Source organism: Microvenator marinus (assembly GCF_007993755.1).
In the GTDB taxonomy this organism is placed as follows: Bacteria; Myxococcota_A; Bradymonadia; order Bradymonadales; family Bradymonadaceae; genus Allomicrovenator; species Allomicrovenator marinus.
Genome location: NZ_CP042467.1, coordinates 483,157 through 508,844, shown reverse-complemented (window position 1 = coordinate 508,844; position 25,688 = coordinate 483,157). Strand labels below are relative to the sequence as shown.

20 protein-coding genes are annotated in these 25,688 nt (G+C 54.3%); 4 read left to right on the top strand and 16 right to left on the bottom strand.

The window, feature by feature from the left end; genetic code table 11:
* Positions 1–13: 13 nt before the first annotated feature.
* From FRD01_RS02120 to FRD01_RS02075, 10 genes are all read right to left on the bottom strand, one after another.
* Positions 14–826, bottom strand: coding sequence for a hypothetical protein (locus tag FRD01_RS02120; RefSeq protein WP_146957200.1), 813 nt, complete (start codon positions 824–826; stop codon positions 14–16).
* 7 nt (positions 827–833) lie between these two features.
* Positions 834–4,550 (bottom strand): sigma 54-interacting transcriptional regulator, encoded by a 3,717-nt coding sequence (locus FRD01_RS02115; RefSeq protein WP_146957198.1) that lies wholly within the window; start codon positions 4,548–4,550, stop codon positions 834–836.
* 34 nt (positions 4,551–4,584) lie between these two features.
* On the bottom strand, positions 4,585–5,211 hold the full coding sequence (locus FRD01_RS02110) for a hypothetical protein (protein ID WP_146957196.1): 627 nt from the start codon (positions 5,209–5,211) through the stop codon (positions 4,585–4,587).
* Positions 5,212–5,287: 76 nt separating this feature from the next.
* A complete protein-coding gene (locus FRD01_RS02105; protein ID WP_146957194.1) occupies positions 5,288–5,860 on the bottom strand; it encodes a hypothetical protein in 573 nt (190 codons plus the stop codon).
* Positions 5,857–7,140 carry an adenylosuccinate synthase gene (locus FRD01_RS02100; RefSeq protein ID WP_146957192.1) on the bottom strand — a complete coding sequence of 428 codons (1,284 nt, stop codon included), beginning with the start codon at positions 7,138–7,140 and terminating at the stop codon, positions 5,857–5,859. The genes FRD01_RS02105 and FRD01_RS02100 overlap by 4 nt, the downstream gene beginning before the upstream one ends.
* Positions 7,137–8,273, bottom strand: a complete 1,137-nt coding sequence (locus tag FRD01_RS02095) for a pyridoxal-phosphate-dependent aminotransferase family protein (RefSeq protein ID WP_146957190.1) — start codon at positions 8,271–8,273, stop codon at positions 7,137–7,139. The genes FRD01_RS02100 and FRD01_RS02095 overlap by 4 nt, the downstream gene beginning before the upstream one ends.
* 54 nt (positions 8,274–8,327) lie before the next feature.
* A complete protein-coding gene (locus FRD01_RS02090) occupies positions 8,328–9,272 on the bottom strand; it encodes a DNA-processing protein DprA (RefSeq protein ID WP_146957189.1) in 945 nt (314 codons plus the stop codon).
* 66 nt (positions 9,273–9,338) lie between these two features.
* Complete coding sequence (locus FRD01_RS02085; protein ID WP_146957187.1) at positions 9,339–10,106, bottom strand: Stp1/IreP family PP2C-type Ser/Thr phosphatase; 768 nt, start codon at positions 10,104–10,106, stop codon at positions 9,339–9,341.
* Positions 10,107–10,187: 81 nt separating this feature from the next.
* Positions 10,188–11,951, bottom strand: a complete 1,764-nt coding sequence (locus FRD01_RS02080; protein ID WP_146957186.1) for a hypothetical protein — start codon at positions 11,949–11,951, stop codon at positions 10,188–10,190.
* A 95-nt stretch (positions 11,952–12,046) separates the two neighbouring features.
* Entirely contained in the window at positions 12,047–12,664 is a 618-nt protein-coding gene (locus tag FRD01_RS02075; RefSeq protein ID WP_146957184.1) for a hypothetical protein, read from the bottom strand.
* A 161-nt stretch (positions 12,665–12,825) separates the two neighbouring features.
* On the opposite strand from FRD01_RS02075, the gene FRD01_RS02070 reads away from it, so the two are divergent.
* Complete coding sequence (locus tag FRD01_RS02070; RefSeq protein ID WP_146957182.1) at positions 12,826–13,383, top strand: hypothetical protein; 558 nt, start codon at positions 12,826–12,828, stop codon at positions 13,381–13,383.
* Entirely contained in the window at positions 13,356–15,374 is a 2,019-nt protein-coding gene (locus FRD01_RS02065) for a lytic transglycosylase domain-containing protein (protein ID WP_146957180.1), read from the top strand. The genes FRD01_RS02070 and FRD01_RS02065 overlap by 28 nt, the downstream gene beginning before the upstream one ends.
* Positions 15,375–15,378: 4 nt before the next feature.
* Here FRD01_RS02065 and FRD01_RS02060 read toward each other — a convergent pair whose 3' ends face one another.
* Positions 15,379–16,617, bottom strand: a complete 1,239-nt coding sequence (locus FRD01_RS02060) for a BamA/TamA family outer membrane protein (RefSeq protein WP_146957178.1) — start codon at positions 16,615–16,617, stop codon at positions 15,379–15,381.
* Complete coding sequence (locus tag FRD01_RS02055) at positions 16,618–18,066, bottom strand: sigma 54-interacting transcriptional regulator (protein WP_146957176.1); 1,449 nt, start codon at positions 18,064–18,066, stop codon at positions 16,618–16,620.
* 132 nt (positions 18,067–18,198) lie between these two features.
* Between FRD01_RS02055 and FRD01_RS02050 the strand changes: the two genes are divergently transcribed.
* Positions 18,199–18,756 (top strand): AgmX/PglI C-terminal domain-containing protein, encoded by a 558-nt coding sequence (locus FRD01_RS02050; RefSeq protein WP_146957175.1) that lies wholly within the window; start codon positions 18,199–18,201, stop codon positions 18,754–18,756.
* On the opposite strand, the gene mltG is transcribed toward FRD01_RS02050, so the two are convergent.
* Both mltG and ruvX read right to left on the bottom strand, forming a co-directional pair.
* Positions 18,753–19,811 carry an endolytic transglycosylase MltG gene (gene mltG, locus FRD01_RS02045; protein WP_146957173.1) on the bottom strand — a complete coding sequence of 353 codons (1,059 nt, stop codon included), beginning with the start codon at positions 19,809–19,811 and terminating at the stop codon, positions 18,753–18,755. The two genes, FRD01_RS02050 and mltG, sit on opposite strands and share 4 nt — an antisense overlap.
* Entirely contained in the window at positions 19,808–20,218 is a 411-nt protein-coding gene (ruvX, locus tag FRD01_RS02040) for a Holliday junction resolvase RuvX (RefSeq protein ID WP_146957171.1), read from the bottom strand. Before ruvX ends, mltG begins: the two co-directional genes overlap by 4 nt.
* Positions 20,219–20,274: 56 nt before the next feature.
* Between ruvX and FRD01_RS02035 the strand changes: the two genes are divergently transcribed.
* Positions 20,275–22,611, top strand: a complete 2,337-nt coding sequence (locus tag FRD01_RS02035; protein WP_146957170.1) for an efflux RND transporter permease subunit — start codon at positions 20,275–20,277, stop codon at positions 22,609–22,611.
* On the opposite strand, the gene FRD01_RS02030 is transcribed toward FRD01_RS02035, so the two are convergent.
* Together FRD01_RS02030 and FRD01_RS02025 are read right to left on the bottom strand one after the other, a co-directional pair.
* On the bottom strand, positions 22,535–23,677 hold the full coding sequence (locus FRD01_RS02030) for a glycoside hydrolase family 113 (RefSeq protein ID WP_146957168.1): 1,143 nt from the start codon (positions 23,675–23,677) through the stop codon (positions 22,535–22,537). The genes FRD01_RS02035 and FRD01_RS02030 overlap by 77 nt on opposite strands.
* On the bottom strand, positions 23,655–25,688 hold the full coding sequence (locus tag FRD01_RS02025) for a J domain-containing protein (RefSeq protein ID WP_146957166.1): 2,034 nt from the start codon (positions 25,686–25,688) through the stop codon (positions 23,655–23,657). The genes FRD01_RS02030 and FRD01_RS02025 overlap by 23 nt, the downstream gene beginning before the upstream one ends.

The following is a 25,688-nucleotide window of genomic DNA, read 5'->3' as shown; positions in this document are numbered from 1 at the left end:
ACTCCTCTAAACTCTAGAATCGAGTTGGGTCTCGAGTCACGGCGCCGGTTTGGACAATGGCATCTACACCCTGTCCAAGGCTCTCGATCTGACGAGTTACGTCCACGCCGCCGTCTTCGCCGGTAGCTGGGCTAGTCTTGACGGCTTTTGAGATGTGCGTCGCGACGCCATTTGCCCAGTCTCTGAGGTCAAACGAGAACTCCAGATACTGGTCGCCCTCTTCAAGGTCCACCTGGTTGAGCGTGTAAAACACGGTCCGACGGCTATTGTACGTGAATGGAGTCCACGCGAGTGGGGCCTCAGCAGCATCTGTGAGGCCGTCGCCCTCTGGCTTCTCATCAAAAGGCAAAGGCAATGGTGTTCCGTCGGAGTTCTTGGAAACGTCGGACGTTTCTGAAGCCACAAACCCCTCAACGGAGAGAGAGCCGAGTTCTTGGTCACCTTGGACCATAGGCTCAAGGCGAATACTGACCACATAGCGTCCCGCATCGGGAAGTGTTACGGCCTTTCCGGTTTGAACGAATTGGCCTTCTGCCACATCGAAGCTGAGCTCAATGGGCTCGGCCGTGGAGTATGCAACGCCGGACGACGTCGATGCCATGGGCGTGAGGCGAATCTCGGAAACGAGAAGTCCCAGCTGCGTCAAAAAGAGATGTTCCGGGACTTCCTCTGCACCTACGAGTTTAAACTCCGGTGTCACGACCACAGCCTGTGCCTTTTGAGCATGGCGAGTTCGCTCTTGCATTGGTGTCTCAGCATCTACACATCCGGCCAAAAGACCAAATGCGAGTGTCCCAAGCAGCGCAAATCCGATTCTAGAATTCATCATAACCTCAACCTACTAGCGTGGACTTTAGGTCCGCTAGTTCTTCTGTCCCATTAATAATCTGACTCAAACGCGGCCGCTTCATTTGAAGAATCTCGGCTGCTCGAGTCACATTCCCCTCAGCTTCCATCAACGCTCGCTTGATGGATTCGATCTCTAAGCGGTGCTTCAAGTCCGTAAGGGAAAGCCCCTCACGAACAACTTTTTCCACCAACATCGACTCTATATCTCGATCTGAAGATTCGCCAATCTTTGGCAAAGCCACAACGCTTGCTATGGCTCTCTCTTCGGCTTCGGAAATCTCGAATTCGATAGAGTCGACAAAATCCCCGCTCTGGAAGAAGTCTTTGAAGTCTTCCAAAGTCGAGAGGCTCACCACATCACTTTCGGCAAAGAGCAGCACGCTCTTCACAAAGTTTTGCAGCTCGCGAATATTGCCGGGCCACGAGTATTTAGAAAGAAACTCAAGCACCGGCTTCTCAAAGCGTGGTGTCACATCTTCGCTGAACATTTCCGCAAAATGCAGGACCAGGGATGGAATGTCCGCCCTTCGTTCCCGTAGCGACGGGCTCTCGATGATCACGCCTTTAAGGCGGTAATAGAGATCGAGGCGGAACTCCCCTTTGCGAACCAACTCTTCGAGGTCCTTGTTGGTGGCACAAATGACGCGGACATCGGTCTTAATCGTTTCGTGACCGCCGACCCGCTCGAATGTTCCCTCTTGGAGAACGCGAAGCAGGGCAACCTGAGTGTTTGGCGAGATATCCCCGATCTCGTCCAAGAAGAGGGTTCCGCCGTCGGCGAGTTCGAATCGACCGGGCTTTTGATGGGTCGCACCGGTGTAGGCGCCCTTCTCGTGACCAAAGAGTTCACTCAAGAGAAGAGACTCAACAAATGCTGCGCAGTTGACCTTCACCAAGGGTTTTTCTGCCCGTTTGGACTTGGCGTGAATGGCTTCTGCCAGAAGCTCCTTACCAGTTCCCGACTCACCGAAAAGCAGTACCGTTGCGTTGCTGGGCGCCACCTTCTCGATCACACGGAACATCTGATAGAGATGAGGGTCTTGACCGATGATATTATCAAACGCGGGACTCCACGTGGCCGATCGCTCGGCTGAAGCCTTGGCCTGAGTTTCTATCGGACGAAGGACCTGTGGCACTTCCCCTTGAAGCGCACGAATGAGGTCCAAGAGTTCTACGTGAAGTGGTTTTTCCACGTAACTCTTTCGGTAGAGGTCTGGGAGTTTCTCCGCCACAGCGCCAACCCGCTTGAGTTGTGACTGCAGGGTCTTCAACGCCGCGCTGCCCTCCCCTTCCTTGATCATGCCTTTGGCAAACACGATCGCTGCGCGCAATGCGTCATAGGGCTGATTGAGGCGGATCAATGTTTCTGTCGTTTCTTTTAGCGCGTCCATGTCGAAAGCACCGTCACGTCGCAGTGCCAACTCCGAAGTCAACATGGAGTGTAGTGCCATCAAAAGCTCAAAATCACCGTTATTCTCATCGATGTCGAACTCTTGAAGCACCTCTTCACAGGTTTCGTATTTGGATGCTTCGAGATGAATCTGCGCGATTCGAAGGTGCGACTCTGGGCCGTAGAGTGCGCTATGAAAATCTTTGCCCTCTAGCGATTTGAAGAGCTCAAGTGCACGCTCATTTTCACCACTTTCCAACAAGAGATAGGCGCGAACCCGCTGATTCCAGCGATTGGCAATGGTATCTGCCGGATTGGTCTCCAGATGGTCTATGACCTCATGCGCTCGGCCGTAGAGACCGAGATCTTGGTAGATGGTCGCAAGGTTATGAGCGCCCACGCCATAGGCGGTGGAGTCTTGTGCGATACGCGCTGCCCTCATGCCTTCTAAACAATGCTCAACGGCCTTCTCAAATCGTTGCTCGCGTTGGGCAATGGTAGCCAGGTTAACGTGGCAATACGCTCTTGGAAGGCTCGATTGTGTCGCGCTTAGCTTAAGTGCTTGATTCAGAAGCTGGGTCGCTTGCGCATGGTCCCTTTCTTGAAGCGCCACAACCCCAAGATTGGCCAATGCCCTCGCCTCTTCATCTTCCCAGCCATAGCTATGGGCCAAGTCGAGGTTGGCTTCAAAAATCTCTCGGCTCTTGTTGTACTTCGCCTGAAATATCGAGAGTTTACCAAGTGTGTTTCGAGCTTGAATCAGGATAAGGTCTTCTGAAAATCCACGTTCACCAGCGAGAATCTCGCCGATCACTTTCCCGGAGATGGCTTCAGCGTCCTTATGCTCGCCCCTTGCGTATGCAATATCTGCCAGGCCGTTTTGAGCCTTGAGCACATGTTGTCCACTCTTCGAGGACTCTTGAACACTTCGGTATCGCCGAACAGCTTCGTCGAAATCCCCAAGCCTAGTACTGAGCACGGCGACCTCTAAGCTAAGGTCAACGGACTCTCCGGATAATTCCTCTAGGGCGAGAGCACAGATCAGCGCCTCCCGGTGCCGTCCGAGCATACGAAGCGCTTCGAGTTTTACATCTAAAACTCCGAGCACTTCCTGCGTTTCGAGCTTTTCGGCGAGCTGTACGCACTCCTCCCACGCTCCACGATTCCTTAGCTGTTCAAGGGCACGCAGACCGAACTTCGATGCAAGATCGAACTCTTCGGCTAGGTAGAATTGCTCAGTGACAAACACTGGGTCAAAGGATGAGCCGCCACACGTGATTTCAGCGTTCGCAAGAGCCGTGCGATAGTGCTGGTTAGACGCTGCGTTCGCAAACGCGCTCTTTAGCTGTGAGTCCGAGAGATAAACCTCAATACTTCCGTTCGAAATTCTACGCTCAATCCAACCCGCTTCCTGAAGCGAGCGAAGCACATCTTTGAGGTGAACACGGATTCCGAGGGCTTCCATGGAACGCTCAATTCTGTCCAAGCCCAGCGGCCGCACCGCGAGTGCGAGCAGATGCACAAAAGCCTGCTCATCTTCAGGTAGATTCTTTAGGCGGTGCTGAGCGAAGCTCGTCGAGTGCGTTTCAAGATCGTCGATTAAGTCTGGAATCTTTGCGATATCACCGCGGACAGCAGCCAAAAGCTTCTGCAGATTACCAGGTGCCGAGAGTATCTCGAGCGCCTCGCCCTTGCGATCCTCGCTCGCGTCGAGGTCTTTTGCCCAAGTCGGAGCATGGGCGCTATCTACATAGGCCAGAAACCCGTACACACCTGTGGTCGATGCTTCGGGCGCAAGGTCTCTGAGCGGATCGCCGAACACAAACTCAGCGATATGCGCCAGTGCTTCGAGGTCGCTCGGCTGGCCCCCATCGAGGTTGACTGCAAAAATCGCAAGTGGTCTACGGCGAGAAATCGCAGCGAGTATATTGGAGAGAATCTCGAGACGATACTTACCCAACGCTTGGTTGGAGTGGCGTTGGTTGCGAGCACTCAAGTTGCGGTAGAAATGCACAAGCTCAATGAGCGAGTCATCGAGTTCTCTCAAACCTTCGATACTCTTAAGTGCCGATGAAAGAAGCCCTTCGACTGCGCCTTCGGTATGGTTGCCGTCGAAAACCAGTGGGAGAAACGATGCACCTTTAAGGCTATCGGAGAGATTGCGAAATGATTGAACGAGCGTGGGTTCACCCAAACCTCGAAAATGGAACACCTCTGGCGTGCGGCTGGTTGCCACCATTGCGTTCCAAATTTTTGGGTTTTCCCAGTAGTTCAAATTCGTACCTCTTTCATCGGGCCTCAATCTTCTCATGTGCTCCAGTGTAGCATAAAACCCTACTCGATTTCTAGAGCAGTTCCGTTGGGTTAGCCACAACCTTGAGATGCAGGATCATTTCAATGTCTGCTCCGCCTTTAGGAGGAGATGGCTGACCACGCTCGATCGCTTCAGCTTCCATGTAGGGAATGACCGAAATCTGGAGGGTCTTGAGGATATCGCTCGCCGCATCTTTCTGATCGTCGGGAACGGTTTCTGTGCCGCTTGGAGTCGTTCCAGCCTCGGCCTGCGGGACGGAGGCGAGTTCTGCGCCGCTTCCGCGGCTACTCGCGTTCTCGGGCGCCACGTAGAGCTTGATGTTTGGAGTCTTGATGTTGAGCGTGTTGTTCAAATATTTGTATTCAACGCGGTCCACTTCGATGGACTTCAATCTGCTCGAGACCTCTCGCAGCTGGGTGCTACCAGTGGCTGCCAAGATATCGATGTCGATATCGAGCTCTACTGGAGGCAATTCGACACGATCAGGTGCTGGCCCTTCAGCTGCGGTGCAATCAATCGTGGTCGGGCAGAATCTATCGGCGTCGATCCTGAATGCAACAGGCACCTGTTCGTCGAATTCGATATCAAAAGGGTCCTCTCCGTCGAAGAGACCACAACCAGCTAATACGCTTGCACCTAAAATCAATAGCTTTTTCATTATTTTCCTTATTACTAACTTTTCACAGAATTCTGACTGCCCAACAGAATCTCAGAACTTGGATGCTGGAACAATACTATTCGGAGCCTTTCTTTCGACTCCATCTTCGCTGAGTCTTTTGTTCTGGCTTAGTTGCCGACTCATTCTTTGTGGCCTCGCCCTTTGGAGTGTCTGTCGGATTGTCTTCGAACTCCGAAACTGTCTCTTCCTTGCCGTCTTCACGAACCCGTTTGACCTTTACGCGATTGCGAATATTGGGTTTGACGGCTTCTTCATTGGGGATGAAGCGAACTTCGGTTCGAATCTCGAATGAGAGGGTTGTCAGGATCTTCGCGATCTCTCCCCCGAAGTCCATGTTTTCGAGAAAGAGCCGTATCTCGCGAGACACGATTCGGAGGAGTTCTTTTCGAGTGGAATCGGCTTGAGAGAGGATGAAAGAGACTGCGTCCTTCGGAATGTCTTTCTTATCGCTGACGATCGACCTAAGCCCATCTTCGCTCACCGCTGCACTTAGGCCCGAGATGATCGAACGTCGTAAAATTCCTGGGATTACCGTTTCCAAGCCCTTTAGGATTCGCGACGCTTCTTCTCTCTCGAGGTCACTCCAAGACTCTTCGTGCAATGTTTCGTCTTCCACATCGTCGCTCATGCGTGTCTCCAAAACGTGGCTTCACGGTCGGGGCCTACAGAAATCAAGTCTACAGGAACGCCCACCTTGGCCTCTATAAACTCAATGTAATCCCGTGCTGATTTTGGCAAGTCCGCCCATGTGCGGCATTGAGTAAGGTCCTCGGACCAGCCAGCAAGCTCCTCGTAGACGGGAGAAACCCCTTCTAGCTCTCTCGCGTCGAGCGGAGGCTCCGAAATCGGCCGGGAGTTCTTGTCGAGGTAACCTGTGCAGACTTTGAGTTGGTCGAATCCGCTCAGCACGTCCAGCTTGGTAATCGCGATGGACGTGAGACCATTGACCTCAGCTGCGTACTTGAGGCCCACAAGGTCGAGCCACCCGCAGCGACGAGGTCGTCCGGTGGTACTTCCGAATTCGTGGCCGAGCTTCCGCAATTCTTCTCCGACATCCCCATGCAGCTCGGTGGGGAATGGCCCCTCGCCCACACGCGTGCAGTACGCCTTGGTGATCCCAAAGATGGATGTGAGTGCCTGCGGCTTTATGCCCGCGCCCACGCAGGCCGAGGCTGAGACGGTATGAGAGCTCGTCACGTACGGATAGGTGCCGAGCCCGACATCGAGGAGCGTTCCCTGCGCGCCTTCAAAAAGAACTTTTTTGCCATCTTGAAGGGCGTTTCGGACCAACGCGTTGGCATCGGCAACGTAGGGTCTAAGTGCTTCACCAAACGCAAGAAGCTCGTCCAAAAGCTCCTCAACTGAAAACGTTTGTGCTCCGTAATGGGACAGCAGAACGTTCTTTTCGTGAAGGTTTTGGGTGAGTTTCGCCTCAAGTCCTTTGCGGTCGAGAAGATCGCGCACAAAGATTGAGCGACGCGCGACTCGGTCCTCATAACACGGTCCGATTCCTCGTCCCGTCGTACCGATCTTGGTGCCTTCCAGGCTACCCTCGCGAGCGGCATCTAAGGTGCGATGGTAGGACGTGATAACGGAGCACTCCGCCCCGATGACGAGTTGTCCTTCGCGACTCAAGACCCCTTTTTCGGTCAGGGCCTTTATCTCACGCAGGCAAACTTCGGGATCGACGACGACACCTCCTGCCAAAATGCATTGAACTTCGGGTCTCAAGATACCGCTTGGGATGTGATGTAGGACGGTCTTTTGGTCTCCGATGACCAGAGTGTGGCCTGCATTGTTGCCGCCCTGGAATCGGACCACGAGGTCAGCCTTTTCTGCGAAGATATCAACGATCTTACCCTTTCCTTCATCACCCCATTGGGCGCCGATCACAATTGTTGAACTCATGGATTTTCCAAAAATACTTTTTGGGCGGCGCTCACGCCACTGCCCGGAATGAAATCATGGCCGACACTTTGAAGCGCCCTTTCGAGTGCGCAAAGTGCGGTAAGAATATCGGATTCGTCGTAGAAGCCGAGGTGACCAATACGGAACGTAGAGTCCTTTAGATGGTCCTGTCCACCCGCCATAAACACGCCGTCGGCTTTCATTTTTGATACCAACACACTTGGGTCGAGCCCCGGGACTTGCACGGTGGTCACTGAATTCGCAGGCCGCGACGCAAAAGTTTCAAGGCCCAATGCAACGACCCCTTCGCGCGTGGCTTTGGCGAGCATGGCGTGCCTTGCAATCATGTTTTCGAGCCCTTCGGCTCTCATCTTCCCCAACACTACTTCTAAGCCAATCACCAGGGAGACCGCGGCTGTAAACGCGGTTTGGTTCTTTGACTGAGCCTTCTTTTCCTTTCGAAGATCGAGATAGTATCTGGGATGATCGGCCTCATCAGCGCGCTCCCACGCCCTCTCAGACACGGCGACAAATCCGAGACCAGGCGGAAGGCTAAAGGCCTTCTGCGAGCCTGCGACCACGATGTCGATGCCCCATTCATCCATGGGAAGTTCGTGCACACCGAGCGCTGTGATGGCGTCCACAGCAATGAGGGCGTTGGTCTTTTCGCGAACGACCTCCAGGAGTTCTTTCACAGGGTGATAAACGCCGGTAGATGTTTCGCTCGCGCAGAGTGTAACCATGGAGACGTCTGGGTTCGCCTCCAGAACCTTTGCAAGAGCCTCTGGTGTTGCGTGTTGGCCCCATTCCACGTTCATCGCGATGACATTCATGCCATAAGCTTGAGCGATTTCGCCCCACCGCTCGCCGAATTTCCCACCTCCGATGGCCACCAATGTGTCTTCTCGACGAGTGAAGTTGATGATGGCCGCTTCGAATGCGCCGGTGCCGGTGCAAGAGAGCGTCAAAACATCGGATTGAGTTTGAAATAGCCACCGAAGCCCGTCGCGTACGCCCTGAAAAATCTCTTTGAAGGCAGCGCCACGATGATGAATCATCGGGCGCGCCATGGCGAGTAGTACGTCTGGATCGACGGGTGTTGGGCCGGGTGTAATTAAGTGGTGTTTGAGCATAGTTCACCTCGAGTCAGGCATGGGTACCGCTTGCCTGATCACGTGTCAATCACGTCACGTCGTCACTTTGACGACATCACCCAGTCGTTTGATTTGGCCTCGAATTTCGAGCTCAAACACCTGCTCTTCGAACTGGTGCCATTCTAAAGTACTTTGTTCGAACGCCGTGTGTAGTGACTCTGTCGTTCTGAGCAAGTCAATCAACGAACCCTTGGTACTACTTGGTTCATGGGCACTGAGGTGCGCAGGCTCCCAGATGAGCTGCGCCGCCCCGGTCTTAACCAATTTGAGGCATCCGCGGCACGTATCGTCGCGGGGGTCGCCGGGGAGCGCATAGACTGGGCGTCCAATACGTTTGGCGATTTCGACTGTGATCATTGTTCCGCCGGTCTCGCCGGAGCGCAGAACCACTACACCGCTTGAAAGTGCCGCGAGCAGCGCGTTTCTTGGCGCATACAAGCTTTTGAATGGTTGGGTGCCGAGTGGCTGGAGACTCAAAATGCCCCCTCCTCCTTCAAGGGCGGCCTCGAATTCTGGGAGATGTCTCTTTGGACTCATGTGATCGAGCCCTCCCGGCACCACGATGGTCGTTGGTGAGCCGGCTTGGAGTGCCGCTTGATGAGACCAGATGTCCACGCCAAAGGCCCCTCCGCTTAGTACGTGGTGGCCCCGAGCGACGAGCTCGCCCACAAAGCCCCGGATGAGCTCCTCGTCCCAACGCGTGGCTCGTCGTGTGCCAATGAACGCGAGAGCGTTGGCTGGAGGGATCTGCCCGCGAACATAGATGTATCGGGGTGGGTTCGTGAGATCTCTTAGAGAATCTGGATACTCCGGACCATCCGAAGAGACGATGCGCGCATCCGAAGGAAGCTTTTCGAGTTCTTCTTCAAGCTCATCAGGGCAAAGCCCGAGCTCTCGCGCTCGTTCTTCAGCGTCCGCTGCGCCATCCCACTTCTTGTGTTTCCAGAGTAACCAATCCCATACGTTGATCGTTTCCATAAATAACTCCTTTGTCAGAAGTTATTTTCGGACGATTTGCGCATGTGTTGCGAAATTAGTTAAAAATTATTCTTCGACCTTGGCGAGAATCAAGGTGATATTATCCGCACCACCGTTCTCATTGGCCTGATCCACCAGTATTTTGGCGAGTTTCTCAAGGTCGGAATGATCTTTGAGCATTTCTTGAAGAGCCGAGTCTGTGATCATATCTGTGAGCCCGTCTGAGCAAAGTAGATAGAGATCACCAGGCTCGACTTCTCTGAAAACAACGTCGACCTCCACTTCATCAGTGAGGCCACACGCTCGGGTAATCACGTTTTTATAAGGGAAATGCTCGACGTCATCGGCTTTCAGAATTCCCATGCGCACGTATTCGTTCGCAAGGGAGTGATCTTCGGTCTGTTGCTCGAGTTTACCGTTTCTATAGCGATAGGCTCGAGAATCGCCGATATGGGCGAAATAGACGCCACCCTCGATGAAATAGCTGCTTACTACCGTAGTTCCCATTCCGCGATACAACTCGCTTTCTGAGGCGGCTTGGAAGACGGCCTTATTGGCCTGCCGAATCGCCTTAACCAGACGATACTCGTCCAGTGAGCGTTCATCCTCGCCGTCATTGAGGCGGGCATCTCCTTTACCGTCTACCGTCGTCTCACGGTAAAACTCGACGATGGCCTTGATAGCCATAGCACTGGCGACTTCGCCCGACCTATGCCCTCCCATCCCATCAGCAACCACACAGAGTGCTTCTTCCCCTTCCGAGAGGTAGAAATCGTCTTCATTGTGCTCGCGGGTCGTACCCACGTCGGTCATTCCAGCGCAAACAAGCTTCATCTAGAATTCCTGAATCTCAATCCAATGCCCATCATAGTCTATGATTGATGACTTAAAAAACCGAAACCGTCAAAATACGGATTAGAGATTTTGAGTGTCGAATCCGACTCGTACACCCTCGAAGTCGGCAGTGAAAGGCGAAGATTGCCCCCCCTCACTGTTTTGGATGTATCCACTGAACTCGCCTTCTTCGATTAAGTCCGCAAAACCGTCTGAATCCAACTCAACAAGGGTGCCTTCTCCGCCAAGCCTCAAGCCGATATCGAACTCCAGATTTTGAATGGCGAGGTCGGCGAAACCAAAGAGTGTGCTCACTGCTGAGGAGCAGAAGCCTTCAATCTGTGTATCCGTTAGACACGCGCCAAAGGCACAAACCTCTCCATCCGAGCCCGTGATGTTCGTGGCCAAGTCTGGACATCCGATCCAATACGCGAAGGCATCGGTCAAGGAGTTGGCATTCCCATTGGTGAGTTCAGGGAGGAGGAATTCGTTGAGGATGTATAGAATCAACCGCCCGTAGCGAAGACTCACAGTGTGAGAATCGATTTGGAGCTGGTTGTAGGCCACTACACGCCCCGACCATTCTGAGCTAAGTACGCCGAGGTCGGCAATTTCGCCGTTGGCGTCGGCAACCAGGGGAATCGCGCCGCAGTCAGCCGGAGCGTTTTCATCGCAGTTCCAGCGCCAGTAGAGCGTGATACCGGTCCAGTTGTCGCGGCCACGGAACTCGTAATTTGAATCGAGTTTACCGATCGTGAGTTGACTGTGGATCTGAAGATTTGAGACCACCTCACGCAAATCGTTACCGGCGCGGAAGATTTTCGACAAAGCCTCATTCTCGGCGATAAAGTTGTTGATCATGTTGGCGAACGAGTCATCGAGACCGGTCGCCGAGAGGAAAAGGTCAATACCGGCCGAAATGATGCCGCCAACGAGGAGTTCGACGAGATTGATGATCTCGTCATAGATCGCGCGCCCTGGGTTTTCGAAGATGTTCAGAACTCGAACAATCGTGGCACCAATGGAACCCGAGTCTTCCAGGGCCTGTGTGAAGTCCCAGAAACTCTCCACATCGTAGGTGCCAACGGGGCTGAGCGGAATGAGTTGCAGGAGCAGTTCATATTCGTTGATCGAATCGGCCGAGATGTTGATGTTGTCCTGACAAGCACCCGCGGCGACTTGCGAACGGTCGCCTCTGGCTACAGCGGTAATGATGAACTCTTGGGACGTGCCGAGGTTGTCGAATACAGGAGCGGTCGCTGTGGTAGGTGCGATCTCTTCGTAAAGTGCCTGTGGCTGCGGAAGGAACGGGCGGAACTCGTCGCAGCTGTATTCCGATTCTTTGTAGACCCGTACTTCGATGTCGTAGAGGTCCATGATCGAGGGAGCTGTGTTGACGAGGTTGACCTTGAGCGAGCCTACGGCGAGGGCCTCAACGCTGACTTGGAAGTCAATGGCGTTGGCACTTGGGTGATCGGCGCGAACTTGAATGGTATTCATCTCCGAGCCAACTCGCAAGCTGACGGAAGCTGAGCCGTCTTCGACGGTCGAGCCATTACGCGCACTCAGTGAAGCCTGCCCTGCCTCACCGATGATTTCGTAGGAGATGTTTTGACCCGCAGCGGGCTCTCCGGTCTTCTTGCTGTAAAGAAGAACGCCAAGAGGCACGGATTCGGTGACGTTGGCTTGTACCGATGTGGGTCCCGCCGGCACCATGAAAAATTCGTCGCTAAAGCTCGGCCCGTTTGGCCCAGCCTCACCGGATGCGTTGGTATTGACTTCGCTATCGCCGCAAGCTGCAAGGGCGAGCGAAAGAATGAGTAGTATGAGCTTGAAGTAATTCATTCAGAGCACCGCATAGTAATCCATTTAGGAACTTGTGGATTCTAACAGTGCCCCACTGGATAATCAACGATTCATTCGGCCCAAAAAAGGGATTCTCAGCGAGAGAATCCGTCACTTTCTGGCGCGATTAGACTGATGCCAACGAATGTCCCGATGGCGAGGATGCTGACACCTGCGATGGTGCCGACGGTCTTCCAAGTCGAGAACTGGTCGACTTCAGCGCCTTCTACGTCATCGAGTCGCTCGAGTAGATCGTATTCTGGAGAGACGATCTGACCTTGGCTCATGATGAAGTTGAACGGGGTCACGCGGTTCATGCGACCGTCGTTGGTCTTGATGAAAAGCGCGTTTGCGGTCGAGACCTGAACTGTGGTGCATCCATCGTAACTCGAAGGAGCTTCTCCAGCGGTTTCCATCTCTTCGGCCACGGCCTCTTGGGCATCGGCTGGCGCGTCGGTAGCGACTTCAGCTTGTGCGTCTGCACCAGCTTCTGCGGGCGCTTCCCCTTCTGCCTGGGCAAAGGCTGGGCGTTCAGAGTCAAGCACAGCAACACCAGGACAGTCGCCAAAGACTTCCACGGTTTCTTTGGGCTCAACACTCGACTCAAGCTTTTCGAGCTCGCTCTTCGTGATGAAGTAGGTGTTGTAACAGGCGGTTTGTGTAAATGCCGCCAAAGCAACGATGGCTGTGAGTCTTTGCGTGCGTGTAAACATAACGAGGTACCTTTTAGTCCAAAATCAACACTGGCGCGGGATAGTAATGTCTTAGGCACCCGTGCGCAAGTATGAGTTCGCGGTCCCGGAATATTTCAGAATCCCTGTTGAGTTTGCAGGTGTAATGCATGATGGTTGCAGCAGGTTAAATGTGAGATTTTATGCGTGTGACCCTCCAATTTATGATTGGGATTTGGCTATCTTTGGTGGCGCTCGATGCCTTTGCCGAAGATTCAAGAAACTACTCACCTTACTTCAACGGATCCTTTGTTGAAGTGAGCGTTCGAGGAGCTCAAAACTTCGACGATGCCAATTCGCTCGGGTTCGATTTAGGTTTCAGGCACTCGTTTCCCATGTTGCTTCTGGATAGTCGTGTTTCGTGGCGTTACGACGATTTTGATGAGACGCGGAATGGCCTTCATTACGGCTTTGGGGCCCACCCGCTCTATATGTTTCTGCTGGGTAACTCCTGGCTCTCTTACGTGGTCTCGTCGTTCTATCTGGAGCTTGGGGCGGGCGTTGATTTTCAGTCCTCCGGGATTGGACCGGCGCTGACTCTTGGAGCGGGCCTCGACTTTCCTCTTTGGGACGCCGATGCGGGTCACTCGCCTTGGCTCAACGCCCTCTATCGGCATCACTGGTCGTTCACTGAGGCGTCCATCGATACACATATGATTTTTCTGGGGCTCGCATGGCGACGAAACGGTTTATTGTTCTGATCTGCCTCTTGTGGGCTTTGCCTACCTACGCATGGTCCCCTGTTCATTTGATTTTGGCGGAGAACGCGTCTAATCCCGTAATGGCCACGGAAATCGGCCTTCGTGTGGCCCTGAGCGCGAACACCCAATCGAATCCGCTCCTTGAGTCAGCAGCCTGGCGTGTGGTTGCGAAGAATTCACCAGATTTGTTTGAGTTTGCGAGGGCCAAGGAGCTGGAGCGCAAAGCAGCTGGGGGGCAGCCTCTCTCGACTCAGGAGTTGGACCTACTTTTGAATTCTCCGTTCCCCGGCACAAAACACGCGGCTCTCAAGGCAAAGACTACGGAAGACGTGGCCGAAAAGGCATTGATGTCCAGTGAGCGCGAAGAACTTTGCGAGTGGCTACGTGCCGCTGATTTGGCCAACAATGTTCCCGGTTCTTTCTACGCGCATTGCACGAAGGCGGAGGAGGCAAACTGGGGACCGTCAGGCTTTAAGCCTTCTTCTGAGCAACTTGCACGCCGAGGAATTCGGCTCTGGTCAGAAGTCAGATTCATCACCGCCGACCAAAGTTTTGAGAAGGTGAAGTGGGACGAGTTGGACACCGAGCTCAGGTGTTTCGCACGCTACGCCCATGCACAGTCTGTGTTTCGGCTTCGTCAGCGAAACACTGTAGAAGACATGCATGCGGCGATGCTCGGCGAGTGTGCCTCCGCGCCTGATTCACATATTCGTGCGCTCTACTTTGTGGCGAAGCGTCGATACGACCTTGGGGCGCTTGACGAAAGTAAACAACGGTTTGAAGAACTCCTAAAGACCTACCCTGAACGCTCTCACGCAGATGACGCGCTGATGTATCTCGCGCGAATCGCGCGCGACCAGAACGAACGACCCGCTCAAAAGTCGTATCTCAACAAGGCCCTTACTTCGTACCCAGGTGGTGACATGATCTTTGAGATTGCCTGGGAGTACCTGGAGCCGTTGTACCGTGCCAGGGAGTTTGAAGCCTTTCTAGATGAGTTGAGATCACTGAGCCTACCACCCCATGATAACCAGTATTATAGCCAGGGCCGACTCGCCTATTTTGAAGCACAGGCCCTCTTAAGTCTCGGCAGAGACAACGAATCACAGGCCGTTCATTTGCAGAATTGGCAGACCTATCCGGCCTCCTTCTACGGTCCACTTTCGTACCTACGACTCAAAGAAGCCGGGATCGACGCACCGAAATTTGAGATTCGAAACGGGGTTCCAGCCGCTGTGGAGCGTCCGATGAACGCAGGGCTCTTGGCCGATGTTGGTCATCCTGAATGGTTGGCCGACTTTTTGGCGGCTCGGGCCAAAACCCCCGATGAAATCTGGCTTTCCGCCTATTGGGCGGATAGAGCGGGTAGATTTCCGTTCAGCCATAATCAGATTCGAAGAAGGGTTGATGGAAGGCCGTGGTTAACCACTGAAGGCTCCAACCGTTTCATCGAGCGTTGGAGGTGGGGGGTCGCGTGGCCGAATCCGTTCGCTCAGGAACTTCGCGATGCTGTTGATGCGGAGGCCAAGCAGGCCGGTGGCCAACGGGTTCACCCCGCCCTACCCGCTTCGATCATGCGCGAGGAATCGAGCTTCATTGAAGACATCGAATCCTATGCAGGTGCGCTTGGACTTATGCAGTTGATGCCGCGCACAGCGCTTGGGCATGATGACGATATTCCTGGAGATGCCACGCCAGACCGCCTCAAGACCGCGGAAATCAATGTCCGCGTGGGTGCAGACCATCTCTTCTGGTTGGCAAAGAATTTCGACGACCATCCAGTATTGATTGCCGCGGCCTATAACGCGGGTTCCGGCGCCCTTCGTAAGTGGATAAAGCGCTACCCGTCTGACGATATCGCGCTCTTTGTTGAAGACATCCCCCCGCTTCAAACCCGCGACTACACCAAGCGTGTGATCGGCAGCTATATCGCGTATCGCATCCTCAACGGTGAGTCCGTGGACCCGAGGATTGCAGCGCCGCCCAAGTAATTGTCTAGAAAAACTGTTGGGCGCCAAAACTCAGGCCACCCGTCGTGCCTCCGATGAGTGGGAAGGCATAGTCTACTCTGGCAACGACTGAATAGACCTTGGGGACCATGATTCTTAGTCCGAGCCCGGCGCTCGCGCCGCTGAGCCTCAGAGATGTGCGAAAATCGTCTGAGACGCCGGTGCCGTCCACAAACGCAGTGTGCTGGAGCGCGAGCCATTTGTAGTCAAGCGAACCGATTCGGTATTCCGCGTTAGCGTACCAAGCGTGTGTGCCGCGGAAACGGGAATCCAAGTAGCCACGGACCGTATCAAAACCTCCAATGAAGAAGCCTTGCTCGATCTCTTCGGATGTTGTGAACGCGTAGCCAAGCCGCCATGCGATGTTTTGACGCCACGGAAAGCGAATGTATTGGGAGAATTGCGACGTGGATTCGAAGGCGGTAAAGCTCGACCCTGGCAGTGTCACGGTCAACGATTGTGAGAAACGCAAGCCCTCGACGAGGTAATTGTCGATGTCCAGCCGGCCTAATCTCAAGGTGCCTGTCAGCAAAAGTCCGAATGTGTCCTCGGGCAGAGGTGAATTGAGTTCGAGCACACTTGGGCTGAGCAGTTCTCTAGAAAATGTGTCGTCTTGAACGGCAAGGGAGCCCCCAAGCTCGAAGTCGCGGTTAAACTCCTTCGAGTAGAGAAATCTTGCGAGCTTCCTCAGGCGTAGGTAGCCGCCTTCGAGTTCTCCGTCCTTCGTATAGAGGGTTCTCAGGCGATTCGACCACCAGAGGTCGACGCCTCCAAGGGAGCGCTGGTTTAAGAAGCGTGGGTCGTAGAGCCAGAGTGCAAACGAGTTCGTGTCTCCCAGCCTAAGATACCGTCCACCCAACTCCATGTATTTGCCGGCCAGATTGGCATCGAACGCACCGACTAGAAGGCTCGAGAGGCGTCCTCCAGACTGAATGCTAAACATGGGAAGGATGGTCCACTTTTCATCAACTTCCACCACGAGATGCCCGTCTACCAGGGTGTAGTTGACGATCCGAAAAATCCCCAGGTTTCTAAGCCGCTGCACGAACTCCTCGATCTCAGCTTCCTCGGCCTGACCTGGTATCTCAAAGGTCAACTCTCGTTTGACCACTTCTTCTTCGGTCCGAAAGAGTCCCTTGATCTCCAAACTCTCGATGCGCTCTTGAGCCAGCAACGGACTGGTCAAAAACGCCCAAAACCCAACGATTAGGAAGAGAAGTTTCACTCAACGCTCGTCTTCGAGGCCGAAGGCTTGAACCTTTCGAATGAGGTTTCGCCGCGAGACGCCTAGCTCCCGCGCGGTTTGGCTCTTATTCCAATTCGTGCGTCGCAGAACCTCAAGGATCATCTTGCGTTCGAGCTCTTCGACAGCGTCGGGAAGCTGTACGTCGGTGGCCATGACATCCACCGCGCTTTGCCGTGTCTGAGCCCTGAGCTTGATAAACGATGCGTCGATTTCGGTGGCGTCACCGGAAAGGATCACCAGACGCTCGATCTCGTTCTCAAGTTCGCGGACATTTCCCGGCCACGAATGCTCCTGCAGGCGAGCAATGGCGTCCTCGGTTAGGAATTTCGGAGGGAGATCGTGTTTGTGCGAAGCGAGCTGGGTAAAGTGTGTGGCGAGCGCGGGGATGTCGTCGCGACGATACCTGAGCGGCGGTGCCGTGAGCGTGATGACGTTGACGCGATAATAGAGATCTTGGCGAAACCTACCTTCCTTGACCGCTGCTTCGAGATCGCGATTTGTCGCGCAGATGACGCGGACGTCGACCTTTCTAAACTCCGAGTCTCCGATCGGAAGAAAGCTACCTTCTTGGAGCACACGGAGCAGCTTGACCTGCAGGCTTACATCCATCTCCCCGATCTCATCGAGGAAAAATGTGCCTTTGTGTGCGGCTTCGAAGAGTCCTGTTCGATCGCGGTGTGCGCCCGAATACGCTCCTTTTTTATGCCCAAAGAGCTCACTTTCCATGAGGTCGGCCGGGATTGCCGCGACGTTCTGGGCGAGGAAAGGCATGGTGCTGCGCGGACTATCTCGGTGGATGGCCTTCGCAATGAGCTCCTTTCCTGTGCCGTTTTCTCCGCGCACCAGCACTGTGCTCTGAGTCCTCGCGACCTTTCTTAACTCCTTGAAGAGTTTCTGCATCGGCTCTGAGGCGCCGATAATCTCGCGGTAACTGGGGATTTCCTCGATCTCAGTGGCACCGAGCGCCTCGGTCGCAACGGACTGCATCAACGTCATGAGCGCGAGGATCGAATCACGCTGGCGCCGAGTGAGCACGGGTACGGACTCAATCAGCTCATCCGGCCATGACTTCCTGAGCGCGTCCCAGATCGGTGCGCCCTCTTCCTGAGGGATGAAGCCAGAAACGTAGATACTGCCCACTTTTTTGCCATGTGTCGTCTTGATTGGGACGACCATCGCGCCGAGCTGGTGATGGCAGAAATCGAGCTCTTTGGCCTGATAAAATCCCCTGACAGACTCCTGGCACTTCAGCGCGGATTCTGGATTACCGAGAAGGCGCTCGCAAATCGGCAGACTGACGCTTGTCCTTCCTGGAAAGGGGATCGCTTCGTTCTTGGAAACGACACCTACCCAAAGCCCCCATTCCTCCTGAATATGCCTCGCAATTCGCCGCAAGTGCTCGTCTAGAGCCAGTTGCAATAATGACACGGCTTCCTCCTTCAGTGTGCCATTGTGTCTCACGCGCCGACGCTTCGCAAGTTGTTTGAGCGCTTCGCGGTTGAATAGCGCCTCGCTTGAGTGATAGACCTTTGTGATAAGCAATTTAACAGGAGAAGACCGATGGCAGAGAGTCAAGGTTGTAGTGTTGTCGTAGTAGTCATGGTGACCGGTTTGGCGTTCTTTTTGGGGGCAGGCGCGGGAGCAGCTGGGATGTGGTTCGGTATGCCCTATATCGACGATTCCACCGGAACAACGGCCGTTGCTGAGGTTCCAAGCGCGGAGTGTCCACCGTGCGAAGCTGCGGTGGCTGCTGGAAATGCGTCTGATTACGCACTGGTGTACCCGATCGAAGAGTCCTTGCGTGTTCAGGGTAAGCTGGACCCAGAGTTGGTAAAGAATCAGGTCAAGGCCAAGCGTTATGAGTTCTCCAAATGCTATCGTGAGGCCATTGAGAAGGACCCGAGTGTCAAAGGCGAAATGTCTGTTCAGTTCACTGTGAGCGGGTCGAAGGGCAATATTATCGCAGCGGTTGAGCGAGATACGGCGATCAACGCTTCGATCAAAGAGTGCGTGCTCACCGAGGTCAAGAAGTGGAAGTTTGAGCCTGCGACGGGTTCCAATTCCGTGGTTCGCTTCGACATGCTCTTCGTTCCGATTAGCTCCGCTCCCGCACCCTAATTCCCCTTCAAATAGAGGCGGACTCGTCGCCGGTGCTCATCATAGGTCTTTGAAAAGTGATGATTGCCGGAGCCGTCTCTTCTTGCCACGAAGAAGAGGTAGTCCTTGTCCTCGGCGAGGGTGGATGGCCTGAGTGCGGCTTGGAGACTGGCTCTGCCAGGGTTAGCAATCGGGCCTGGTGGCAATCCGTCGATCACATAGGTCGAGTAACGGTTGAGTCGGTCCTTGCAGAATTTCGGGTGTGGAATCTCCCTGTAAGTTTCTTCGGAATAGACGCACGTGGGGTCGGTCTGTAGCCGCATGTTTCGGTCTAACCGGTTGAGGAAAACTCTGGCGATTCTGGGGCGTTCTGTGGGCGATCGGGTCTCCCTTTCGATCAAAGACGCAAGCGTGATGATCTTATGGTCGGACCAATCACTTGTGTCCGGACCGCGATTCTTTGAAACATCCTGATAGATATCCTTGAATCTCGCGTGCATCCGCTTCACGATTTCTTCGGCGGACACAGTGGTTGAAAATCGATAGGTGTCCGGAAAGAGATATCCTTCGAAACTCTCCGCCTCCATGCCTGCCTCTTCGAGCAATGTCGGCGAACGGGCAGCGTTTAGAAAAGCGGTTCGCGAGACGATCTGCGAGGCTTCCAATTTGTCGGCGATATGAAAGATCGTCCAACCTTCCAAGATCGTCACGACGAGGTCTTCAGCCTCACCACCCTTGGCGAAGAGCGCGGATGCCTCCTCGAGATAGAGCGGTCCTTCAAGCGTGTATCTGCCGGCCTTGATCATTTGAGGGAGACCCCGCGTCCGGCCCCAGATATCGAAGTAGCGTGGGTGCGTCACGATACCTTCACTTGAGAGCAGACGAACGAACTCTGGCCAAGAGGTGCCTTCTGGAACGCTGAATTGAACTTGCTCGTTGTCTTGGACCAACGGGCGTTGAGTCCACAAGTAGAAATCCGCAAAGACCAGAAGTGCCGCGCCAAGTACGAGTGAGAAGCAGAACGCGGCGCAACCGAGAAGTCTTCGGGGGCTTTGTTTTTTGTTCTTTGAGCTCATTCGTACTTTCGAGAATCGAGGTAAGTTTGAAGGATTTGAGATGCGGCCATGGCGTCGATGACGCCCTTTTGCCTCTTTGCGTTGAGGCCAGCGTCTCTCAAAAGGTTTGAGGCAACTACGGTTGAAAAACGCTCATCGATCCACTCGATTTGCGGCGGGACCTGGCCGGCTTCGACCTGCGAGAGCAAATCATCTACAAACTTCCGAGCTTTGCGTGCAGCAGGGCCTTCCCTGCCCTTGAGATCGAGCGGAAGTCCAACTGCTATGGTGTCAGGGGCCATGGCGAGAATCTCTACGATAGCCGTCTTTGCGTCGAGGCTTTCGCTAGGGACAGCAACGCGGCCTTCGTCGTCTGAGACCGCGATCCCCACTCTTTTCGCACCGACATCTACTCCGATGAATCGCATATGGTCAGGACTCCGCGAGAGGAGTAGCGTCAAGGCATTCGCCCTCGGAGAGTTGCATGTTTCGCTTGTTATCAGACTTCATACTCAGGTTCCGGGTCTATGTTCTGCTCGGCATGGGCTTGATTGTGCTTGCGAACGCGCCGTTTTTGCAAGGTCTGCGTTTCGATTTTACGCCCCAACAACTTTTTGCTGGCACTCAAGACGTGCTCGAGCAGCGCGAGAAATTCGCCGCTGAGTTTGGGCGTGAAGACAATTTGGTGACCATTATCGTGGAGGGTGATTCGCTCTTCGAGCCCAAAACTCTTGAGTGGATTCGAGACTTTACGGTTTCCTTGAGAGAGTTCGAAGAGGTTAAGAACGCGCAGTCTCTGCCGACGATGGAGATTCCAAGGTCTGGAGCTGAGGCGGGACTTTTGACCACCGTTCCTATCGTGCTCGAAAGCGGAGAGGTTGAACCGTCGGCAGCGGCGGCGTTGAAGGAACTCGCCGCAAATGAACCACTCCTCAACAAGCGCGTGATTAGTCCTGACTTAGAGACGACCGTGGTCTTGGTATGGCTGCAAGATGACCTCCAAGACGTGAAGGATCTTCGAGCAGCCATCCTTAAGATCGAGGCGAAGCTAGCCGAGAGCGGTGTGCCTTCGGAGCTGCGCACGCGTGTCAGTGGGATTCCCTATCTGCGCCAAGAGATCGTCGAGAACCTCAAGACCCAGCAGTTGACGTTCGTGCCGGCAACGGGGCTTGCGTACTTGCTCATCTTGTTCTTCATGTTCAGGCGGTTTTCAGGGGTCGTACTTCCCCTCGGCGTGGTGGCCATCACTATGGTTTTGGTGACCGGCATGATGGTCTTTACCGATTCGCCCATCAATATCATCAACAATATTTTGCCGTCGCTAGTCTTCATCATTGGGGTCTCGGACAGCATCCATATGATCGCGAGAGATGGGGAGGAAAACGAGGCTGGGGCGGATCGAGCGTCTTCCGTCAAGGCGATGATTCGCCACACGGGCCTTGCCTGCTTGCTCACGAGTACCACCACGGCTGTTGGCTTTTTCTCACTGCTCGCCGCAGATACGGAGATTCTGAAGAACTTTGGCTGGCAAGCTGGGGCGTCGGTGCTCTTGGCCTATCTCGTCACCCTACTCTTTCTGCCAGCCGCGTTGGTTAAGATGCGGCCGGTGCAACGGCTAAATACTCAAAAACCGGACTACCAGCCGTTGATTGAAAAGTTCATGGGCGTCCTTGGTGAAAAAGTTGTGGCGCACCCCTGGCGATTTTTTGTCAGTGGCTTGGTGATAACAGCGATTGCTGCGATGGCAGCATTTCAGGTGGAGATCGACACCATACTGCTCGAAGTCTACGAACCCGGGCATCCGACCTACAACACCCTCAAGATGTCGGAAGAAAAGCTCGGTGGAATTCTACCTATCGAGATCAGTCTTGATTCGAGCGAGCCTGGCGCCTTCAAGAATCCTGAGAACTATAAGAAGCTCGCTGAACTGCAGACGTTTTCCAAGCAGTTTGATGTGGTGCTCTCAACTCAGAGTCTTGTGGACTATCACCAGGCAGCACGTGCGGCACTGCTTGCGGATCCAGCACAGCGCGGGACCATGCCTGAGAGCCGAGACGAGATTGAGCAACTGCACCTCCTTTTGGCCGGAGCTCCTGATTCTAGGAGTGGAGCAAGTCAATTCGTGTCCACGGACTTCTCACACGTGCGGCTTCTGTTGAGGGTTGCCGACGACGGAGCAAAGGCTCAATTGGCGTTAGGGAACGAACTCAAAGAGAAGCTGGGCGAGCTCTTTCCCCCCGGTCACGACGTCTCGTGGGTGCTTACTGGCGATGCCTATGTCGCGTCCATTTCACTGGATAGCTTCATACGAGACCTCTTCGGGAGTCTATTGCTCGCCATGGTGATTATTTTTGGCATGATGACCGTGGCGTTCAGGTCGATTCGTCTCGGTCTGATTAGCGTGCTTCCGAACGCGACTCCTCTAATTCTGACCCTGGGATATATGGGCGTACGAGGAATTGACCTCAACACGACCACCATCATCACGTTCTCCATTGGACTTGGGCTTGCGGTGGATGACACGATTCACTTTTTGGCTCGATACCAAGAGGAAAGAGACGCTGGACGGGACGCCAGTGAATCGATCAAACGAGCCTATATGGGGGCCGGTCGCGCCATCATGCTGACGAGCGTGATGCTCCTCATCGGGTTAGGCGTATTGCTGATGAGTGATTTTGTGCCTACTCGAATGTTTGGAACTCTGACAGGCATCACGATTGCTGGGGCAATCTTGGGCGACCTGATTATTCTGCCACCGCTTCTCTACCTTGTGGACTCATGGCGGGATCGTCGAACCAACGCTCTACCAGGTACTGTGTAGGTTTTTCCCAAAACGCGTAGCTCGTGTCGTCGTCTCCTCCCCTGCCCCACCCGTGCCAAAGAAAAAGCCCTCCAAACTCTTGGCCAGACCACGCTTGCACTAGCCCCTGATAGGCCGCGAGCTGTTGGACTGGATTTGGCCCACTCTTGGCCGTGTAATCCCAGGGGTGAACGGAAGCCGCATCCACGCTTGGATAGCCGACCTCTGTGAGCACAAGGGGCTTCTGAACGGTCTTTGAAAAACCTAGCAATTCATCGCGCACGGTAGTCCAGCCCTGCGAAATAGCGGCCACTGAATCACGCGGAGTCTCAGCAACCTCGAAATAGCTACTCACACCGATATAATCTAGGTCTTCCCAGAATTTCGGAACCTGATAATGGTCCCAATTCGACGAGTAAATGAGTCGGCTCCTGGTGATCTTGCGGACTTCCTCGATGAGTTCTCTCCAAAAAGATTCTTTGGCCTCCATCGAGGAAAGCTCACTTCCAACGCTGAAAATCTCGACCTCCTCTTGTTCGGCGAGCAGTGCGTAGTGCCGAATGAATTGCGCGTAGTTGGAATGCCAGTCTTTCAGCGACGTCGGGGCCAGTTTTCCGCGCCATTCACCATCGCTGCGGCGCTTGATGTGTAGGATGGGAAAAAGCATCACCTTTAGGCCCTTAGCGTGCGCGTGCCTAATGATTTCGCGTACTCGGTCATCTGAGATATCCGTTCGAGGACGGATTTCGTTGTGATAGATGGTGTCTTGCTCCCAATTCACAATCAAACTGATATGCGTAGCTCCGACCGATTGCGCCCGGTCGACCATCTCAAGATAAGTCAGTTCCGGGAACTCGGCGTAGGTCGGCAGCGCGACACCTCGGATTACGCCCGTTTCGAGTGGGGTCACGGAATGCGATAGAAAGAGCGCCGACTGAACCCTATTGGCCGCAAGCTCAACCGTATCCACGGTGAGGGCTGGTTTTTCCTGGATACGTGCCTCGGTAGGCGCTTTGTCGCGCTGCTCTGAGCACCCAGCTGCCAAAGCCAAGGCCAAGAGGAGGCTAAAAGTTCGAGTCAGTAGCATCGGGTGAAAGCCGATTTTCAAGGATTGCCTTTACATGGTCCATCTTGATGCGCGCGTCACGATGGGCGGGATCTATCTCTGTCACGCGTTTGAGCGAGTCCATCGCCTCGTTCCACTGTCTTCTCTTCTCCGCCAGTTCACTTTGCTTGAGAAAGAGCGGAATGGCGTGCGCCAACTTGTATTCTGGCATGATGCGCTTTCGATACGAATGCCGAGTCTCTCGTGCGCTGAGCACTTGATAGGCTGATTCCACGCGTTCCCGGATCTCGACGACTCGCTGATGAACCTCGGGTTCGAGCGACTGAGGCACGGTCTGTGGGTCGAACTGAGTCGAGAGTTCCTGATAAGCCTTTTCAATCACTTCATCGTACGCAGACCAGTGAACGTTCAGGACCTCGAAGTAGCTTGCCTTGTGCACGCTCAGGTACTTGACGGTCACGTTTTCACGCATGCGTTCTCGGACAACCGTCTGGTGCAAGGAGCGATCGAAACGCAAAAGACCCATACGGTGCAACGACTGCACAACTGCGAAAGTATCGGCATGGGCGAGGTTACTTTCCGTAAATACTTCACGCATTCTGCGGCGGCCTGTGATGACCTTTTCGATCAATACCTTGTGTTCGCTCGCTTCAAGCGTGCGCTCGATGCGTTCAGACTCATCGGGAACGATTTCCGGATACGCGTCCATGGCGGGTTCGAGCATCGCCTCGCGGTCTTTGAGCGGGAACGTCTTGAAGTTCTCAAAGAGCCGCTGAAAGAGCACGCGCTCAATCGGTACGTGCACTCGCAAAGGTGGCGCAGGAAGAAAGCCCGAAGGAAGGTTCGCACCGTCGTAGAACCGCACGTCTCCTGTCTTGGTCTTTAGGACTTCTCCCAACAAAAAGGTCAGGCGTCCGGCGATGGCGTGACGAACTCGGTCGGGCTCCAGGATCTGAAGATCCACGAGGCTTCGGGCGAGTGATTGTTCGTTCTCGTCGGCGTGAGCGGCAGACATCGCCAGCTGCTGCTTGGTGATTCTGTCTGCTCGCAGAAGCATGAGGCCGAGCTCTTCGTCGGCATCACGGGGCTGTCGAGAGACTTCGACGACAAATCCGGAGTCCAAGAGAAGTTGTCTCTTTAGCGGGCCCGCTTGAGTAAGCGTATTGACTTCGATGAGGCCGGTCGACGCGTGTTCTGAGAGTTGCAAAAAGATGTCCGCAATTCGGTCTTCCGCCAGGGCCTCGACACGCTCAGGTTCGACACCGGGTTGGAGCCAGAGGTTCTCGGGGCCGTAAAACTCACGGGTGGTCGACACCGCCTTGAGTCCGAACTGCGTGGACGTTAATACCTTCACGTCAGGGTCAGTAATATCTACGCGTCTCTTAATCTGCTTGAGCTGGCGCGTAGTTCTTGGTGCACCGAGCGGAATCGCCACAGAGTCACTTGCCGATACTGACGGACGATTCGCGTGCATGGTCTGATTTGGAGCGACACCCGCCTGTGGGCCAGCTGCTGGGGCCGATTTTGCGCCGTTCAAGAAGCCTTGGTAGGTCGGCCAAATCGCCTCGAAAGAAGCGCGGTCCTCCTTGGTCATCTGTCCAAGCTCGATCGCACTTCCCTTTTCCGAGACGTGCACCACACGTCCTTGGAAGATGCACTCGAGGTGAACCTCAGGCAGGGATATGCGTAAGTGGACGAGTGAATTCAGCTTTGGAGCGGGGTCGACCCTTACGAGGAGCGCGCCCACGTTCAGAACCTGATTGATGACGTCGGCAATTTGCTCTTCGGCGCGCGCGATAACGTTGATCGCACCATCTTGCCCGTAGCTATAGGAGATCTCGGACGACTCAACTTCGCTCTCGTCGAGAGCCTCAGAAACTGTTGCGACACCAGCTTCGGAGAACTGAATCAGCTCCGAGGCGAGTCCGGACAAAATGCCGGCCACCGCGTCGGGTGAAAGTCCATCGAACTCTTGAACGAGTAAGTTCCGAATCCGGTCTCTTAGGGATTTCTTGGTGTCGTTGGCGGCCAT

Coding starts and splice junctions, on each gene's coding strand:
- FRD01_RS02120 (WP_146957200.1), bottom strand. CDS start 826: ATGAATTCTAGAATCGGATTTGCGCTGCTTGGGACACTCGCATTTGGT.
- FRD01_RS02115 (WP_146957198.1), bottom strand. CDS start 4,550: ATGAGAAGATTGAGGCCCGATGAAAGAGGTACGAATTTGAACTACTGG.
- FRD01_RS02110 (WP_146957196.1), bottom strand. CDS start 5,211: ATGAAAAAGCTATTGATTTTAGGTGCAAGCGTATTAGCTGGTTGTGGT.
- FRD01_RS02105 (WP_146957194.1), bottom strand. CDS start 5,860: ATGAGCGACGATGTGGAAGACGAAACATTGCACGAAGAGTCTTGGAGT.
- FRD01_RS02100 (WP_146957192.1), bottom strand. CDS start 7,140: ATGAGTTCAACAATTGTGATCGGCGCCCAATGGGGTGATGAAGGAAAG.
- FRD01_RS02095 (WP_146957190.1), bottom strand. CDS start 8,273: ATGCTCAAACACCACTTAATTACACCCGGCCCAACACCCGTCGATCCA.
- FRD01_RS02090 (WP_146957189.1), bottom strand. CDS start 9,272: ATGGAAACGATCAACGTATGGGATTGGTTACTCTGGAAACACAAGAAG.
- FRD01_RS02085 (WP_146957187.1), bottom strand. CDS start 10,106: ATGAAGCTTGTTTGCGCTGGAATGACCGACGTGGGTACGACCCGCGAG.
- FRD01_RS02080 (WP_146957186.1), bottom strand. CDS start 11,951: ATGAATTACTTCAAGCTCATACTACTCATTCTTTCGCTCGCCCTTGCA.
- FRD01_RS02075 (WP_146957184.1), bottom strand. CDS start 12,664: ATGTTTACACGCACGCAAAGACTCACAGCCATCGTTGCTTTGGCGGCA.
- FRD01_RS02070 (WP_146957182.1), top strand. CDS start 12,826: ATGCGTGTGACCCTCCAATTTATGATTGGGATTTGGCTATCTTTGGTG.
- FRD01_RS02065 (WP_146957180.1), top strand. CDS start 13,356: ATGGCGACGAAACGGTTTATTGTTCTGATCTGCCTCTTGTGGGCTTTG.
- FRD01_RS02050 (WP_146957175.1), top strand. CDS start 18,199: ATGGCAGAGAGTCAAGGTTGTAGTGTTGTCGTAGTAGTCATGGTGACC.
- mltG (WP_146957173.1), bottom strand. CDS start 19,811: ATGAGCTCAAAGAACAAAAAACAAAGCCCCCGAAGACTTCTCGGTTGC.
- ruvX (WP_146957171.1), bottom strand. CDS start 20,218: ATGCGATTCATCGGAGTAGATGTCGGTGCGAAAAGAGTGGGGATCGCG.
- FRD01_RS02035 (WP_146957170.1), top strand. CDS start 20,275: ATGTTTCGCTTGTTATCAGACTTCATACTCAGGTTCCGGGTCTATGTT.
- FRD01_RS02030 (WP_146957168.1), bottom strand. CDS start 23,677: ATGCTACTGACTCGAACTTTTAGCCTCCTCTTGGCCTTGGCTTTGGCA.
- FRD01_RS02025 (WP_146957166.1), bottom strand. CDS start 25,688: ATGGCCGCCAACGACACCAAGAAATCCCTAAGAGACCGGATTCGGAAC.